This window comes from Olivibacter sp. SDN3 (genome assembly GCF_014334135.1).
Lineage (GTDB): Bacteria > Bacteroidota > Bacteroidia > Sphingobacteriales > Sphingobacteriaceae > Olivibacter.
In genome coordinates, this window is record NZ_CP060497.1 from 1,619,798 (window position 1) to 1,635,679 (window position 15,882).

Sequence of the window (15,882 nt, forward strand, 5' to 3'; positions counted from 1 at the left end):
AAAACTTCAGGAAATAGCGAAGAACTGGAAGAAAAAGGAACGAGATTTCTTTTACTGACGGCATGGAAATCCTGTTTAAGAAAGTCAGAAAAGCATCAGCGATCTATACGGAGGAACCTTGTAGCGAAAACCGTAAAAACAGTCAATACTATTTAGTTAAAAAAGATTATCCTGAAATGAAATCTATTTATTGCTTGATTTGGAGTGTGCTCATGATCGTAAATACGACCTTTGGGCAGTCTACTTATTGTAATCCGCTCAACTTAGATTATACTTACGCCACTCGCTTTGATAGCATTTCTTACCGTTCAGGCGCGGATCCGGCTGTCGTAGAATTCAGAGGAGAATATTATATGTTTGTCACTCGCTCGATGGGCTATTGGCATTCCACTGATTTAAGCAATTGGAGCTTTATCACACCCGAAAAATGGTACTTTGAAGGTTCTAACGCTCCGGCCGCACATAATTATAAAGACTCTGTTTTGTATGTAACCGGTAATCCTTCGGGTTCTATGGCGGTACTTTATACGGATAATCCCAAGAAGGGCGACTGGAAAGCGGTCCCCTCAGTTTTAAATCAATTGCAAGACCCTGATCTATTTATCGATGATGACGGACAGGCTTATATGTTCTGGGGTTCTTCGAATAAATTCCCTATACGTGGAAAAAAGCTAGATCGAACAAACCGTTTTCTACCGTCTAAAGAAGTGCACGAACTTTTTAACCTTGATGGCGATAAACATGGTTGGGAGCGCTTTGGTGAAAATCATTCGGATACCGTGTTGAGGGGATACATTGAAGGCCCTTGGTTAACCAAACATGATAATAAATATTATATGCAATATGCAGCTCCAGGGACGGAGTTTAATGTGTATGGCGATGGGGTCTATGTGAGCGACGATCCCTTAGGACCTTATCATTATGCCCCGAATAACCCCATCGTTTACAAGCCAGGAGGTTATGCCAATGGAGCTGGTCATGGTAGTACCGTGAAGGGGCCTGCCGGGCAATATTGGCACTTCGGAACCATGGCGGTAGCGGCGAATGTGGGATGGGAACGGCGCATTGGTGTGTTCCCTACTTATTTTGATGCAGACGGACTGATGTATTCAGACACTTATTTTGGAGATTATCCGCATTATACTCCTGCCACCCCGATAAAAAGAGGCCAATTTACAGGCTGGATGTTGCTTTCTTATAAAAAACCAGTTAAGGCCTCTTCGCAGAAAGGTAAACATGAAGCACAAAATATAGTGGACGAAGAGATGAAAACTTTCTGGTTAGCGGCCGACAATAGCGATCAACAATGGATAGAAATTGATCTACTTGCTCCGTCTAACGTTTATGCTCTTCAGATCAATTATCACGACTACCAGTCCAATCTGTTTGGGCGGGTTCCCAACTTATATCATCGGTACGTTATTGAAGGGTCCGTTGATGGACACCATTGGGAAGTAATTATCGATAAACACAATAGTTTTAAAGATACACCTAATGATTACGTACAGTTGGAAGCTCCGGCGAAAACACGGTACATACGATATAAAAATGTCCATGTGCCCACGCCTCACCTGGCGATTTCGGGCTTAAGGGTTTTCGGTCTGGGCGAAGGGAAGCAGCCAAAAGAGGTGAAGGGCTTTTCTGTGCAACGTAGCGATGATCCGCGTGACGCTATGATTACCTGGAACGGCCAGGAAAATGCGCAGGGATACAACATCTTTTGGGGTATTGCTCCAGATAAACTTTATAGCTCGTGGATGGTTTATGATAATGATGCGCTTGAGTTAAAGAGTCTGACAGCAGGGCAAACCTATTACTTCACCATAGAAGCATTTAATGAAAATGGCGTTTCGGAACGTACTAAAGTGCAGGAAGTAAAATGATACTATCGGAGATACCACAAATTCACTTGAAAGCATATCGATATATGCTGATGAAAGCATTTTTGATGCTGGGGCTAATGATAGTTACGGCTGGCGTCCGGGCACAACAACAGCCAAAAACCTATTGTAACCCCATCAATCTGGATTATGCTTTTTTGCCTATTCCCAATTTTGCCGAATGGGGAAAGCACCGGGCGACAGCAGATCCGGTTATTGTTACCTATCAAGGAGATTATTACCTGTTTTCTACCAACCAGTGGGGCTATTGGTGGAGCAGCGATATGTTAAACTGGAACTTTGTTTCCCGGTCGTTCTTAAGAGCGGAGCACGACGTGTACGACGACCTCTGTGCGCCAGCTGTGTGGGTGCAGGGCGATACCTTATTGGTGATGGGTTCTACGTATGCGACTAACTTTCCTATATGGATGAGTACCAACCCGAAGGCCAACGCATGGGAAGAAGCGATCCATGCGTATGAAATCGGCGGTTGGGACCCCGACTTTTTTGTGGATGATGACGGTAAACTCTATCAGTTCAATGGCAGTAGTAATGTGTATCCCCTTTACGGTGTAGAGGTGAATAGAAAAACCTTTCAACCTATTGGTGCACGTAAAGAGCTGCTCTTACTGGACGATAATCGTTTGGGTTGGCACCGCTTCGGTGAATATAACGATAATACTTTTCTAAAGCCCTTTATGGAAGGCGCGCACATGACCAAACACAAGGGTAAATACTATTTACAGTATGCTGCTCCAGGGACAGAATTCAGTGGCTACGCAGATGGAGTAGCCATTTCGGATAAACCACTGGGTTTTTATGAACATCAGTCGCTTCCGCTTAGCTATAAACCGGGAGGTTTCGCCCGTGGCGCAGGCCATGGTGCAACCTATCAGGATATATATGGTAATTATTGGCACGTTTCTTCCATCGTAATCGGTGTAAAGAACAATTTTGAGCGACGTCTGGGTATTTGGCCGGCGGGTTTCGATCAAGATGACGTGATGTATACCAACACCGCTTTTGGCGACTATCCACATTACCTACCAAACGATGGTGCCGATCACTTGGAAAGTCGTTTTACTGGCTGGATGTTGCTGAACTTCAATAAACCGGTGCGGGTTTCTTCTACCTTAGGCGCAGCATACGGCGCCAATAATGCAGTGGATGAAGATATCAAAACCTATTGGAGCGCTGCAACGGGCGATAAAGGAGAGTGGTTGGAAAGCGATTTGGGAGCAGTTTCCGAAGTTCGAGCTGTACAGCTCAATTATGCCGATCAGGATGCCGAATTTCTTGGCAAGCAGGAAGGGTTTTATCACCAATATAAGTTGCATCACTCGATTGACGGTAAATCGTGGAAAGTGCTCGTGGATAAGAGCCAAAACAAGAAAGATGTTCCGCATGACTATATCGAACTGGAAAAGCCGGTTAAAGCACGTTATCTGAAATTGGAAAACGTACATGTGCCTACAGGAAAGTTTGCGATCAGTGGATTACGGGTTTTTGGCAATGGTCTTGGGGAAAAACCGGAAGCCGTAAGAGAGTTCTTGGTCTTGCGCGGAGAAGAGGATAAGCGCAGTGCCTGGTTGAAGTGGCGGCCCGTAGATGACGCCTACGCCTATAATATTCATTTAGGCATCCATCCCGATAAGCTTTATAATACGATTATGGTATATAATGGCAACGATTATTGGTATAAGGGGATGGATAAAAATAAGACCTATTACTTCTGTATCGAGGCCATTAATGAGAACGGCGTTTCCGAACGCACAGCAATTCAGGAAGTGAAATAAGCAATCAACATATTCCTACTGATAGGTAGGCACCTATAATTATATTAAAATGATGAAGAAAATAATCATACCAACCCTGGTCGCAGCATTGTTTTTAGCAGAGCCAATAACAGTGCAAGCGCAGCGAAAAACAACTAAGAAGCTGACATCCTTATCGAAACCTGTCGACCAACCGATGGACGCCTTTGTTTCGGATCTCCTAGCGAAGATGACGCTAGAGGAAAAAATCGGCCAACTGAACCTTCCAACGGGAGGGGAAGCAACCACCGGGTCGGCGGTCAACACGGATCTGGAAAAGAAAATCAGAGCAGGGGAAGTGGGGGGTGTATTCAGCTTAACTACACCAGACCGTGTGCGCAAAACACAGGAGTTGGCCGTTAACCATAGCCGCTTAAAAATTCCGCTCATCTTCGGACAAGATGTTATTCATGGCTATAAAACACTGTTTCCCATACCTTTAGGTTTGTCGGCTACCTGGGACATGCAACTTATTGAGCGTACTGCCCGTGTAGCCGCTACCGAAGCCAGTGCAGATGGGTTGAACTGGGCCTTTTCGCCTATGGTAGACATTTCCCGTGATCCCCGTTGGGGCCGTATCTCCGAAGGCAGCGGCGAAGATACTTACCTTGGCGCCGAAATTGCCGCAGCCATGGTAAAGGGGCTGCAGGGCAATGACCTCGGCGCTCCCAACACGCTAATGGCCTGTGTGAAGCATTTTGCCTTATACGGCGCGGCAGAAGCCGGTCGCGATTATAATACCACCGACATGAGTTTGCATCGGATGTACAATGAATATCTACCACCGTATAAAGCAGCGGTCGATGCAGGCGCAGGAAGCATAATGACTTCTTTTAATGACATTAACGGCCTTCCCGCATCTGCAAATCCTTGGTTATTGACGGATGTACTGCGCAAACAGTGGGGCTTTAAAGGCTTAGTGGTAACCGATTATACCGCCATCAACGAATTGATTGATCATGGCTTGGGCGACCTGCAGCAGGTATCTGCATTATCTTTAAAAGCGGGCGTAGACATGGATATGGTGGGAGAAGGTTTTTTGACCACGCTTAAACAATCCTTGGAAGAGGGTAAGGTGAGCGAGGAAGAAATTGATCGAGCCTGTAGAATGGTGTTAGAAGCAAAGTATAAACTTGGGTTATTTGAAGACCCTTTTCGCTATTGTAATGAAGAGCGGGCTAAAAAAGAGATTCTCTCGGAAGATCACCGCTCTTTAGCACGGCAGGTAGCAGGAGAGTCTTTTGTGTTATTGAAAAACGAAAAAAACACCTTGCCACTTCAAAAAACAGGAACGGTAGCGCTGATCGGTCCCCTCGCCAATACCGGTAGTAATATGCCCGGTACCTGGAGTGTCAATGCCGACCTGGAGCATACGCAATCCTTATTGGAAGGAATGAAAGAAGTATTGGGAAGTCAGGTAAATATATTACATAGCGTTGGATCCAACCTATTGGATGATGCAAGCTATCAGGAGCGAGCCACCATGTTTGGCCGTGAAATACCGAGAGACAGCCGCCCGGAAGAAGAGATTATTCAAGAAGCCCTTGCAACGGCACAACAAGCAGATGTGGTTATTGCGGCTCTGGGCGAGAGCTCGGAGATGAGTGGTGAAAGCTCTAGCCGTACAGATTTGGATATCCCATCCGGACAACAGCGCTTACTGGCTGAATTATTAAAAACGGGAAAACCAGTGGTATTGGTATTGTTTACCGGTCGACCGTTAACCCTTATTTGGGAAGAAGAAAATGTTCCAGCTATACTCAATGTATGGTTCGGTGGTACAGAAGCGGGCAAAGCGATTACCGATGTGGTGTTCGGTGATGTAAATCCCTCGGGAAAACTGACAGCAACTTTCCCCAAAAATGTGGGGCAGATTCCTTTGTATTATAGCCACAAAAACACCGGAAGACCACTTGTCGAAGGAAAATGGTTCGAGAAGTTCCGATCCAACTATTTGGATGTAGATAATGAACCGCTTTATCCCTTTGGATACGGTTTAAGCTATACGTCCTTCTCTTATAGTGATATTAGCTTGAGCAAAGATAGTTTTGCAGCAGGCGATTCGGTTACTGCAACTGTTACCGTAACCAACACCGGTAATCTTGAAGGCAAAGAAGTGGTACAACTTTATACGCAGGATTTGGTCGGTAGTGTTACACGTCCGGTAAAAGAACTGAAAGGCTTTCAGAAAGTTTCACTAAAACCAAATGAAAGTAAAGCTGTTGAGTTTAAAATAGGGGTCGACGATTTAAAGTTTTATAATGCCAATTTGGATTATGTCGCGGAGCCGGGAGCTTTTAAAGTATACATTGGCGGAAATGCCAGAGATGTAAAGGAAGCACAATTTACATTGAATGAGTGACCGGTGCAAACAAAATGATTTAACCAATACCAAAGAAGACTGTAGCTTTTTAAGGATTTCTCTCGTTTACCAGTCGTATTGTTAGCAGCATAGAAAATAAATTAATTGAATATATACTAAACTAACGATTAAAAAAAACGATATGAATATTAAAAACTATTTAGTCTTACTGGTAACTATGCTTACCGGGGGACTGGCTTTTCAAGCTTGTAATACAGACTCTGATCCGGTTTATATGCCGACCGCCTATGTAAATTTTGTAAATGCTTATGCTGGTGCAGATGCGTTAGGTATTATGTTAGACAATAATAACATCAATACGGCTACAGGAGGGCAACCTCTGGAGTATGGGAAATATATTGGCTATTTGCCCGCCTATCCTGGATCGAGGTTATTAAGTGCTGGTATACCCGGGACTAACACGACTGTTGTGGATAGTACCATCACACTGGAAGATAGTACGTTTTATACCTCTTTCTTTTACGGTCATCAGGATACTGTTTCGAGCATTTTGGTTGCAGACAAGACACCGGAAGATTATGATCAGAGCAACGCCTATGTGCGCTTTTTTCATTTATCCGAAAATACACCGGAGGTCAATGTAAATCTTATTAACAGTGGAACACCAACGGAGGTGTTCAGCAATCGTGCTATTGATGATCAGGCATCGGCAGAAGCAAATGCAGATTTTACAGCGGTTGACGAAGGATCTTATACCATACAGGTGACCGATACTGACGGAACAGAGCTTGCCCTTCGTGATGAAGTTATTGCCCTCAACGCAGGTAAATACTATACCATTTTGACGAGAGGGATTATAGATACAACGCAAACACCGTTAGTTGTGGGTGTTTTCCAACATCAATAACATGTCAATTAAACAAGGCATACAGCCATTTACCTAATAGAAATCCAAACTTAAGCGATAAAGCAATAATCATTAACAGGAAAGCCAATCCAAATGCATATTTGTAGATTGGCTTTTTTAATTCTTCTTGTAGTTTATCCTTAAAATCACTGGCCATCTTTGTGCTCCCTCTTTTTCTTTTTAACGTTTATCGACACTGTATTTTCCTGGCCCGATCAAGGCTAGACCGATAAAGATAAAACCTAGCTCGATAGGGTGCGATGCAGACATAAAACCTTCTGTTTTGTAGTGGAAAAGCGCTGCTATGAACATCACAAAAGCTAATAATAATGTTGCTGGACGAAAAGCAAAGCCGATGATCAATAAAAAGCCACCTAGCGTTTCAGTAAGGGCAGCCAAAAAGCCCCAAAAAGAATGTCCAAACGTAATGCCTACATTGCCCATAGCAGCGCCTACACCTTTCCACATCTCTGGGCCCCCTGCTATTTTTGGATATCCGTACATGATAAACATGATGCCTAATACTGCACGTATTAGCAGTAAGCCAGTATTTCTGTAATTTCCTAGAGTTGATAATATTGCCATATCTAATTTTTATTATTACATGTTATAAATATCGTGTCAAGGTTCGGTAACGATAACATCGCTAAGCTATATATAGCGTAGAGAAACTGTATCCTGTGTTACCTTTAAAGTGGCTTCCCGGCCCAAAATCAAGGTATAATTATCGTCGATATGTCCCGCAGGAAAATCGAACGCAATAGGATATCCGTATGCGCCAACGATATCTTTAATAAGCTCGGAAATATGCCACCCGAAAGCTACCTTATTATCTTTCAAATTTGTAAAACCACCTACAATCAACCCTTGGAGTTTAGCTAATTTACCGGCACGTTTAAGTGTATATAACATGCGGTCAATAGCATAATAAAACTCGCCTACATCTTCGATAAATAAAATTTTACCGTCATAGTCCATATCAGAAACTGAACCCAACACACTTACGAGCAATGCCAGATTACCGCCTATCACGGGCGCTGTAGCCTCACCTGGTACATGCGGCGCTTTGCTTTTATATGTATAGAACGGTTTCTTGCCAAAAAGCGTATCTTGCAGACTGTTTAATGATGCTTTAGTGGCATCTGGAATAGTCAGGGGCATTTGCCCATGTATGGTAGGAATAGCGAATAATTGATGGATATGACTGTGAATAACGGTAATATCGCTAAAGCCAATAATCCATTTGGGATCTTTTTCGAAAGAAGTAAAATCTATCTCATCAATTATACGGACCGAGCCATAACCTCCCCTGGCAGCAAATATGGCTTTTATCTCATCGCTATCTAACATGTTTTGAAAATCTGCTGTACGTAGTTCGTCGCTTCCGGCGTACTGTCGATAACTACTATGAACAGTTTTTCCTATAATAACTCCCAACCCCCAAGCTTCCAGTAACTTAATTGCGGGATTAATGTCTGTTTCTGCCTTCCATGCCGGACATACAATTCCTACCTTATCGCCTTTTTTTAAGTATGCTGGTGTTTTCGTCATATCTATTTTATTAGGAAACCGCAAATTGATGTATCTTTGCCGGAATAGCAAATCATTTTTGAAATTAGTGCGTTGGGTTTGTTGCGTGAGTTTAATAAGTAATAAATTGTTAAGGGAAATGCATGGAGATAGCTGGCAGAAGTTGCGGTTAGCTTCTAATCCCTAGTTTCGATGCTTATAGTTATTGGAACGAATACCTAAAATCCATAGATGAAAACAAAAGATTTTAAACGTTATACCATTACATCGGCCCTTCCTTACGCTAATGGGCCTTTACACATAGGGCATTTAGCAGGGGCCTACATCCCTGCCGATATATTTGTTCGTTTTCTTCGAATGAATAATAAGGATGTGGCTTTTGTCTGTGGCTCGGACGAGCATGGAGCGGCCATTACCATAAAAGCCAAAAAGGAAGGAATAAGTCCGCAGGAAATCATTGATAAGTACCATACACAGATAAAAGAAAGCTTCGATAGTTTTGGTATTTCTTTTGATATTTATCACCGAACATCGGCTAAAATACATCATGAACTCTCGCAGGAGTTCTTTCTTAACCTGTACCACAAGAACGAGTTTATTGAAAGGTTCTCTGAGCAATATTATGATGAAGAGTTCCATCAGTTTTTGGCAGACAGATATATTGTGGGAACTTGTCCAAATTGTCATAATGAAGGAGCCTACGGCGATCAATGCGAGAAATGTGGCACTTCATTGAGCCCAACCGATCTAATTAACCCGAAATCTACCTTAAGTGGGAAAACGCCTGTACTCAGAGAAACGAAACACTGGTATCTTCCGTTGGATAAATATCAAACCTGGCTGGAAGAGTGGTTATTGGTGGGTAAAAAAGATATTCTAAAATCAAATGTTTACGGACAATGTAGTTCTTGGTTGAAGTCGGGGCTCCAGGCTAGATCGATGACGCGCGACCTGGATTGGGGGGTAGATGTTCCGCTGGAAGAAGCACAGGGGAAAAAGTTGTATGTATGGCTGGATGCACCCATAGGCTATATCTCGGCAACCAAACAATGGGCGGCAGATACAGGGAACGACTGGGAGAAATACTGGAAAAAGCAGGAAGACCCTACGGATGACGCCTGTTTGATCCATTTTATCGGAAAAGATAACATTGTTTTCCATTGTATTATTTTTCCGGCAATACTACATGCACACGGCGAGTATATATTGCCGGAGAATATACCGGCAAATGAATTTTTAAATTTAGAAGGCGATAAGTTATCCACTTCCAGAAACCATGCGGTATGGTTGCACGAGTATTTGGCTGATTTCCCAAATAAACAAGATGAACTACGCTATGTGCTGGCTTCTATTTTACCGGAAACTTCCGACAGCGAATTCACCTGGAAAGATTTTCAGGCGCGTGTAAATAACGAGCTGGTAGCTATCTTCGGCAATTTTGTGAATAGGGTGTTGGTACTTTCCCATAAATATTTTGGTGGTACGGTGATGCCCGCGACAAAGCTCACCGAGAAAGATAAATTGGTGTTGTCTGAGCTTGAACGTTATCCAAAAGCCATTAAATCGTCTTTGCAACAGTATCGATTCCGGGAGGCGCTGGCCCATTTTATGAATATCGCCCGATTAGGTAATAAATACTTGGCAGACGAAGAGCCTTGGAAGCTGATAAAAACAGATGAAGAAAGGGTCAAGACCGTATTGAATATCAGTTTGCAAATAGCGGCTAACCTAGCGGTTCTTTCGCAACCATTTTTACCGTTTACGGCCGATAAACTTTTCGATATGTTGAATTTTAACGATCGCTCGTGGGACACGGCCGGGAATGCGCAACTGTTGGCAGAAGGGCACCTCTTGGGACAAACGCAGCTTTTGTTTGAAAAAATTACGGATGAGCAGGTGGATGCACAGCTGGCCAAGCTGGCTCAGGCGAAACTTGATAATGCTAAGGATACGGCAGTTGCTGAACCGGCAAAAGCAAATATCAGCTTTGATCAGTTTACACCCTTGGATATCCGAACAGGTAAAATCTTAACGGCTGAAAAGGTTGCTAAAACAAAAAAATTATTAAAAATGACCATTGATACCGGTATCGATCAGCGAACAGTGGTTTCCGGTATCGCCGAATTCTTTAAACCAGAAGATATTGTGGGAAAACAGGTCTCGGTTCTCGTGAACCTCGAAGCTCGTGAAATCAAAGGAATTCTTTCTCAGGGCATGATCTTAATGGCTGAAGATGTCGATGGGCGATTGGATTTTGTAGCTCCCCAGTCTGCCATAAAGCCGGGAAGTATTATCCGGTAGTTTGTGAAGAGACTATTTATTTAGGTGTCATAAATGTGTTAAACTTATGGCTATGACACCTAAATAGTACTTATCGATTAGCCAACAGCCATTGCTTAAAACCTTGAAAAGCTGTGCCTAATTCTTCTTTCTTACTGGGTCTGCTAGCTAAAGATTTTACTTGTTCCGGCGTATCGATTGCAGCTAATATTTCCGGAGGAAAAACTTCCGGAAACTTACAGGGATGAGCAGTAGCTAAAAACACCGCAGTATAGTCGCCAGGGTTTTTCTCTTTGTATGCTTCTGTCGCCAAATAAGCTATTGCAGTATGCGGACAAGCAATATAGCCATAATCCGTATACAATTCTTCAATACCTCTTCGGGTATCTTCGTCGCTGAAAGCATAAGCGGTTACTTTTTCCTTGAGTAGGCTACTGTCTTTCTCAAACAGATCCATAATACGGATCCAGTTGCTGGGATTACCCACATCCATGGCGTTCGACAATGTCTGTATAGATGGCTTAGGTTCATAGCTGTCGGTTTCCAGAAAGCGCGGTACGGTATCGTTGCTATTGGTGGCCGCTAAAAAGTGTTTAACGGGAAGGCCCATTTTATGGGCTACGAGTCCGGCACCGATGTTGCCAAAGTTGCCGCTGGGAACAGCAAATACGATATTTTTTATGCCTTGTCGCAGCAGTTGGGCATAGGCATGAAAATAGTAGAATGTTTGAGGGATTAGCCGAGCTATGTTAATGGAATTAGCTGAAGTGAGGCGAAAAGCGGAAGCTAATTCGGGATCATTAAAGGCTTCTTTCACTAAGGTTTGGCAGTCATCGAAAGTGCCATCAATGGCTATTGCGCGTATATTTTGGTCATTGCTGGTGAGTTGCTGCTCTTGTACAGGGCTAACCTTTCCCTTTGGATAGAGAATAGTTACCCGGGTACCGGCTACTCCCAGAAAACCCAAGGCTACCGCTCCGCCGGTATCGCCAGAGGTAGCCACCAGTACGTCAAGTACTTTATGGTTTTTTTCTTCTTTGGATAGGTAGGCCATAACCCGACTCATAAAGCGGGCACCAAAATCTTTGAAGGCCAATGAGGGGCCATGGAAGAGTTCCAGAACAGCGGTATGTTTATCAAGAAAAACTACCGGAGCGTCAAAGTTCAGCGCTTCGGCGATCAGGGCATTCAGATCTGCCGCTGGAATCGGATTTCCAATGAGATTTTTTGCCACTTCAAGGGCAATTTCCTGTAAAGAGTATTGGTCGAGCTTAGCAATAAAATCGGAAGAAAGCGAAGGAATTTCAACCGGCATATACAAGCCTTTGTCGGAAGGTAAACTGTTAAATACGGCTTCTCTAAAAGAAACCGATAGGTCTTTGTTATTGGTACTGTATAACTTCATCCGTATATAATCATTTTGTTAGTGTTTAATTTTTAACGGGACTCATGAATCGAAAAGCATGCTTTTCTCATTATGATTGTCGTTTTCACATAAACACTAAAATTCTTTCGGCCCCTGCATATTTACTGCCGATGTATATCCATTGCTGTCAATATTTTTGAATTTTAGGTGTTCACTTAGCTGTGCGGTTATGGTGGCGGCAGTCGCTTTGCTGGTGGAGAAGGCAAAAACAGATGGTCCTGAGCCAGAGATACCAAAGCCCAATGCTCCCGCAGCCAGGGCAACTTCCCGCATTTCGTAAAATTCAGGGATAAGGATTGCTCGTGTAGGCTCTATTAGCACGTCTTTCATGCTGCGACCAATCAGTCCATAGTCATTCATAAAAAGACCGCTGATCAGCCCGGCAATGTTACCCCATTGTACCACGGCTTCCTTTAGTTCTACCTTAGAGCGGATCATTTGCCGTGCTGCCCGGGTGGGCACATCTACATGAGGAAAAACTACCGAACAGTAAAGGTCTTTCGGCACGGGAAGATTGATTACTTCCAAGGGTTCATAGCTTTTGATCAAGGTAATACCTCCAAAAAGTGAGGGCGCGACATTGTCGGCATGGCCATGGCCACAGGCTAACTCTTCCCCCTTTAAAGCAAAAGGCAAAAGTTCCTGTTTACTCAGGGGGCTGCCCAACAGTTGATTGATCGCATAAAGCCCAGCCACTGTACTGGCAGCACTGGAGCCAAGACCGCTGCCAATGGGCATTTGCTTATGCAAACTTATTTCTACACCAACATCTTCTCTCCCGATGTGCGTCAATAGCAGTTGTACACAAGCGCTAACGGTGTTTTTCGTTGGGTCAAGCGGCAACCTTCCGTCGTCGCCGGTTATCTTTACAAGTCGCACTCCGGGTTCTCCGGCACGTACCATCACTACCTCATCACCAGGCTCATCGAGCGCCAATCCTAAAATATCGTAACCACATACCAAGTTGGCCGCCGTGGCGGGTGCAAATACATGTACTTTGTCTTTTTCTTTACCGGTATTGTTTACCGATGTTTTTGCTGTTGTTAGTTCCATCTTATATCATCATACTTTACAAGCAATTATGCCCCGACATTTATCAAGTCGGCAAATACGCCTCCCGCGGTAACCTCGCTTCCTGCACCAGGGCCTTTTACTACAAGTGGGCGTTCTTTATACCGCTCAGTAGTAAACGAAATAATATTGTCGCTTCCCGATAAATTGTAAAAAGGATGGCTTTCATCAACCAATTCTAAATCAATTGATGCCCGACCGTTCACTAATTTACCGATATACCTGATGGCTTTGTTTTCCTTTGTTGCTTTTTCTTTTAAATCGTTAAAATAGGGATCTGCTTTTTTAAGCTCCTCATAAAAAGCAGCAACGGTAGGCGCCTGAAGGCAGGCCTCTGGTAAAATTGATCCCAATTGTACATCGGCTGGTTCGATAACATCTCCACCATCTCTAGCTAAAATGAGCATTTTTCGCATAAAATCTGTGCCTCGCAAATCGTCCCTTGGATCGGGTTCGGTATAACCCAGTTCCTGTGCCGTTTTTACAATATCATGAAAAGAGGCATCGCCTGTGAAATTGTTAAAGATGTAAGATATGGTGCCCGAAAGGATGGCTTCGATGCGAATGATACGGTCGCCACTGGTCATCAAGTCTTTTAGCGTACGAACAATCGGAAGGCCTGCACCAACGTTGGTCTCATAGTAAAAGTCCACGCCATGCTTCCGTGCGGTATCACGTAAAAGTTTATATTGTCCGTAGCTAGAAGAGTTGGCTATCTTGTTACAGGTAACAATGGAAATGTTCGATTCGAAAATCGGCAGGTAATAGTTTATGGGTGCTTCACTGGCGGTGTTGTCAACGAAAATACAATTTGGAAGATTGAGTTTTTGCATCCGATCGATAAATATCGCCAGATCGGCTTTTTCTCCTTGTTGATCAAGCGCTTCCTGCCAGGAGTTTAGGTTAACCCCCTCGTTGTTAAAGAGCATTTTTCGAGAGTTACTAATTCCTACTATCTTCACCTGTATATCGTTATTGTCGCGCAGAAAATCTTTCTGCTCCAATAGTTGTCTGAAAAGTGTAGATCCAATATTGCCAGTTCCCAGACAGAACGCATGTAAGGTTTTTTTCAGCGCAGTAAAGAAAGCATCATGTACGGCGTTAAGGGCTTTTGAGAGGTCTGCCTGATTGATAATAACCGATATATTATATTCAGATGAGCCCTGAGCAATTGCCCTGACGTTTATGCCGTTACGGCCTAAAGCATAAAATAATTTGCCCGACATCCCAGGTGTTTGTTTCATGTTTTCGCCAACAATGGCTAAAACAGACAAATCATGCTCTATTACGGGTGCTTCCAGTTTTTTTGCGATTAACTCCAGCTCGAATTCCGACTCGATCAGTTGTTGTGCCCGAAGTGCATCTGTCGGATGAATCGCAAAGGTGATGCTGTGTTCAGAGGACGATTGCGTGATAAGCACTACATTGATTTGCTTTCGTGCCAAAAGTGAAAATAGGCGTCCACTGAAACCTGCCTTGCCAATCATGCCACTACCCGTAAGGTTGATTACACTAATAGCGTTGATAGATGATATACCCTTGATGGGAAAGTGTGTTTGGCCGCTGTCCTGTTGAATAAGCGTGCCAGGGAAATTGGGGTTGAAAGTGTTCCTGATAACGATAGGCACCTTCTTCATGAATGCCGGAATCATGGTTGGAGGATAGATAACCTTGGCTCCGAAATAAGACAGTTCCATAGCTTCGGTATACGACAGTATAGGTAGTGGAAAAGCTTTCTTTACCATTCTAGGGTCTGCCGTAAGCATGCCATCCACATCGGTCCAGATCTCAATTGATTCTGCCTGTAGAGCGGCTCCAAAGATAGCCGCAGTATAATCGCTCCCTCCTCTACCAAGCGTTGTTACCCTACCGTTTTCATTAGAGGCGATATATCCGGTAACGAAAAGAAAGCGCTGGGGATGTTGTTGCACAAAGTGCCGGATAATTTGTTCACTCAGCGAAAGATCAACGCGCGCATTACCAAAAGAACTGTCTGTTTTAATGAGTGAAGTAGCTTCTACAAAGAGACTTTCCGGGAAGTACTGTTCGGCAATTTTTGAGATCAGAAAGGCAGCGCAGCGTTCTCCATAACTTACAATTAAATCCTTACTCTGCAGACTTAATTCCCGTAGATTAAGTACGCCCTGTAAAAGATCTTCCAGCTCATTTAGGAAGATTTTTAACTGGGTAAAAACAGGATTCTGATTTTTAAGCTGTATCAGCTGTTTCACAACGGTGAAGTGTTTCAGCTCCAGCTCTTTCAATGCGTGGTTAAAGCTTATGCCTTTTTCTGCCTCCTCGGCCATCTGAGTGAGCAGATTCGTAACCCCACTCATGGCCGATAGAACAACAACTGGTTTCTCTCCCTGGGCATATCCTTGCTTTAAAATTTCCAGTAGGTTGTTGATGCTTTTCACTGAACCTACTGAGGTGCCACCGAACTTTAGTACCTTCATCTAATTTGTTTAATAATCGTTTTATAAAAAGTTTTAACAGTAAAAGCCGCTAAAATGATAACACACCGCTCTTCGACTTTAAAAATTTGGTCATTAAAAAAGGCGCTTTCTCATGGAGAGAAGCGCCTTTTTATGTCCTTTATCGCTGTTATTACAACATAAAAATTACTTCCCTCGGTGACACGGTGTCCCGGT

10 protein-coding genes are annotated in these 15,882 nt (G+C 43.5%); 5 read left to right on the top strand and 5 right to left on the bottom strand.

Features of this window, described 5'->3' with window-relative positions; translation table 11 throughout:
* Window positions 1-62: 62 nt before the first annotated feature.
* From H8S90_RS06520 to H8S90_RS06535, 4 genes are all read left to right on the top strand, one after another.
* Window positions 63-1,883, top strand: a complete 1,821-nt coding sequence (locus H8S90_RS06520; protein ID WP_255501846.1) for a family 43 glycosylhydrolase — start codon at window positions 63-65, stop codon at window positions 1,881-1,883.
* 50 nt (window positions 1,884-1,933) lie between these two features.
* On the top strand, window positions 1,934-3,676 hold the full coding sequence (locus H8S90_RS06525) for a family 43 glycosylhydrolase (protein WP_187341762.1): 1,743 nt from the start codon (window positions 1,934-1,936) through the stop codon (window positions 3,674-3,676).
* Between the two features lie 49 nt (window positions 3,677-3,725).
* A complete protein-coding gene (gene bglX, locus H8S90_RS06530; RefSeq protein WP_255501847.1) occupies window positions 3,726-6,056 on the top strand; it encodes a beta-glucosidase BglX in 2,331 nt (776 codons plus the stop codon).
* Window positions 6,057-6,198: 142 nt separating this feature from the next.
* Window positions 6,199-6,924, top strand: a complete 726-nt coding sequence (locus tag H8S90_RS06535; RefSeq protein WP_187341763.1) for a DUF4397 domain-containing protein — start codon at window positions 6,199-6,201, stop codon at window positions 6,922-6,924.
* A gap of 180 nt (window positions 6,925-7,104) precedes the next feature.
* On the opposite strand, the gene H8S90_RS06540 is transcribed toward H8S90_RS06535, so the two are convergent.
* The gene (locus H8S90_RS06540) at window positions 7,105-7,509 is read right to left on the bottom strand and encodes a DoxX family protein (protein ID WP_187341764.1); all 405 of its coding nucleotides are present in this window, start codon (window positions 7,507-7,509) and stop codon (window positions 7,105-7,107) included.
* Between the two features lie 66 nt (window positions 7,510-7,575).
* Window positions 7,576-8,475, bottom strand: coding sequence for an LD-carboxypeptidase (locus H8S90_RS06545; protein ID WP_187341765.1), 900 nt, complete (start codon window positions 8,473-8,475; stop codon window positions 7,576-7,578).
* Between the two features lie 210 nt (window positions 8,476-8,685).
* Between H8S90_RS06545 and metG the strand changes: the two genes are divergently transcribed.
* Window positions 8,686-10,755 carry a methionine--tRNA ligase gene (metG, locus tag H8S90_RS06550; RefSeq protein WP_187341766.1) on the top strand — a complete coding sequence of 690 codons (2,070 nt, stop codon included), beginning with the start codon at window positions 8,686-8,688 and terminating at the stop codon, window positions 10,753-10,755.
* A gap of 70 nt (window positions 10,756-10,825) precedes the next feature.
* Here the strand turns inward: metG and thrC are convergent, their stop codons facing one another.
* From thrC to thrA, 3 genes are all read right to left on the bottom strand, one after another.
* Entirely contained in the window at window positions 10,826-12,139 is a 1,314-nt protein-coding gene (gene thrC / locus H8S90_RS06555) for a threonine synthase (protein ID WP_187341767.1), read from the bottom strand.
* 96 nt (window positions 12,140-12,235) lie between these two features.
* On the bottom strand, window positions 12,236-13,213 hold the full coding sequence (locus H8S90_RS06560; RefSeq protein ID WP_187341768.1) for a homoserine kinase: 978 nt from the start codon (window positions 13,211-13,213) through the stop codon (window positions 12,236-12,238).
* Window positions 13,214-13,239: 26 nt separating this feature from the next.
* The gene (gene thrA / locus H8S90_RS06565; RefSeq protein WP_187341769.1) at window positions 13,240-15,687 is read right to left on the bottom strand and encodes a bifunctional aspartate kinase/homoserine dehydrogenase I; all 2,448 of its coding nucleotides are present in this window, start codon (window positions 15,685-15,687) and stop codon (window positions 13,240-13,242) included.
* Window positions 15,688-15,882 lie beyond the last annotated feature (195 nt).

Excerpts from the sequence above, each read along its gene's own strand:
- H8S90_RS06520 (WP_255501846.1), top strand. The coding sequence starts at position 63 with ATGGAAATCCTGTTTAAGAAAGTCAGAAAAGCATCAGCGATCTATACG.
- H8S90_RS06525 (WP_187341762.1), top strand. The coding sequence starts at position 1,934 with ATGAAAGCATTTTTGATGCTGGGGCTAATGATAGTTACGGCTGGCGTC.
- bglX (WP_255501847.1), top strand. The coding sequence starts at position 3,726 with ATGATGAAGAAAATAATCATACCAACCCTGGTCGCAGCATTGTTTTTA.
- H8S90_RS06535 (WP_187341763.1), top strand. The coding sequence starts at position 6,199 with ATGAATATTAAAAACTATTTAGTCTTACTGGTAACTATGCTTACCGGG.
- H8S90_RS06540 (WP_187341764.1), bottom strand. The coding sequence starts at position 7,509 with ATGGCAATATTATCAACTCTAGGAAATTACAGAAATACTGGCTTACTG.
- H8S90_RS06545 (WP_187341765.1), bottom strand. The coding sequence starts at position 8,475 with ATGACGAAAACACCAGCATACTTAAAAAAAGGCGATAAGGTAGGAATT.
- metG (WP_187341766.1), top strand. The coding sequence starts at position 8,686 with ATGAAAACAAAAGATTTTAAACGTTATACCATTACATCGGCCCTTCCT.
- thrC (WP_187341767.1), bottom strand. The coding sequence starts at position 12,139 with ATGAAGTTATACAGTACCAATAACAAAGACCTATCGGTTTCTTTTAGA.
- H8S90_RS06560 (WP_187341768.1), bottom strand. The coding sequence starts at position 13,213 with ATGGAACTAACAACAGCAAAAACATCGGTAAACAATACCGGTAAAGAA.
- thrA (WP_187341769.1), bottom strand. The coding sequence starts at position 15,687 with ATGAAGGTACTAAAGTTCGGTGGCACCTCAGTAGGTTCAGTGAAAAGC.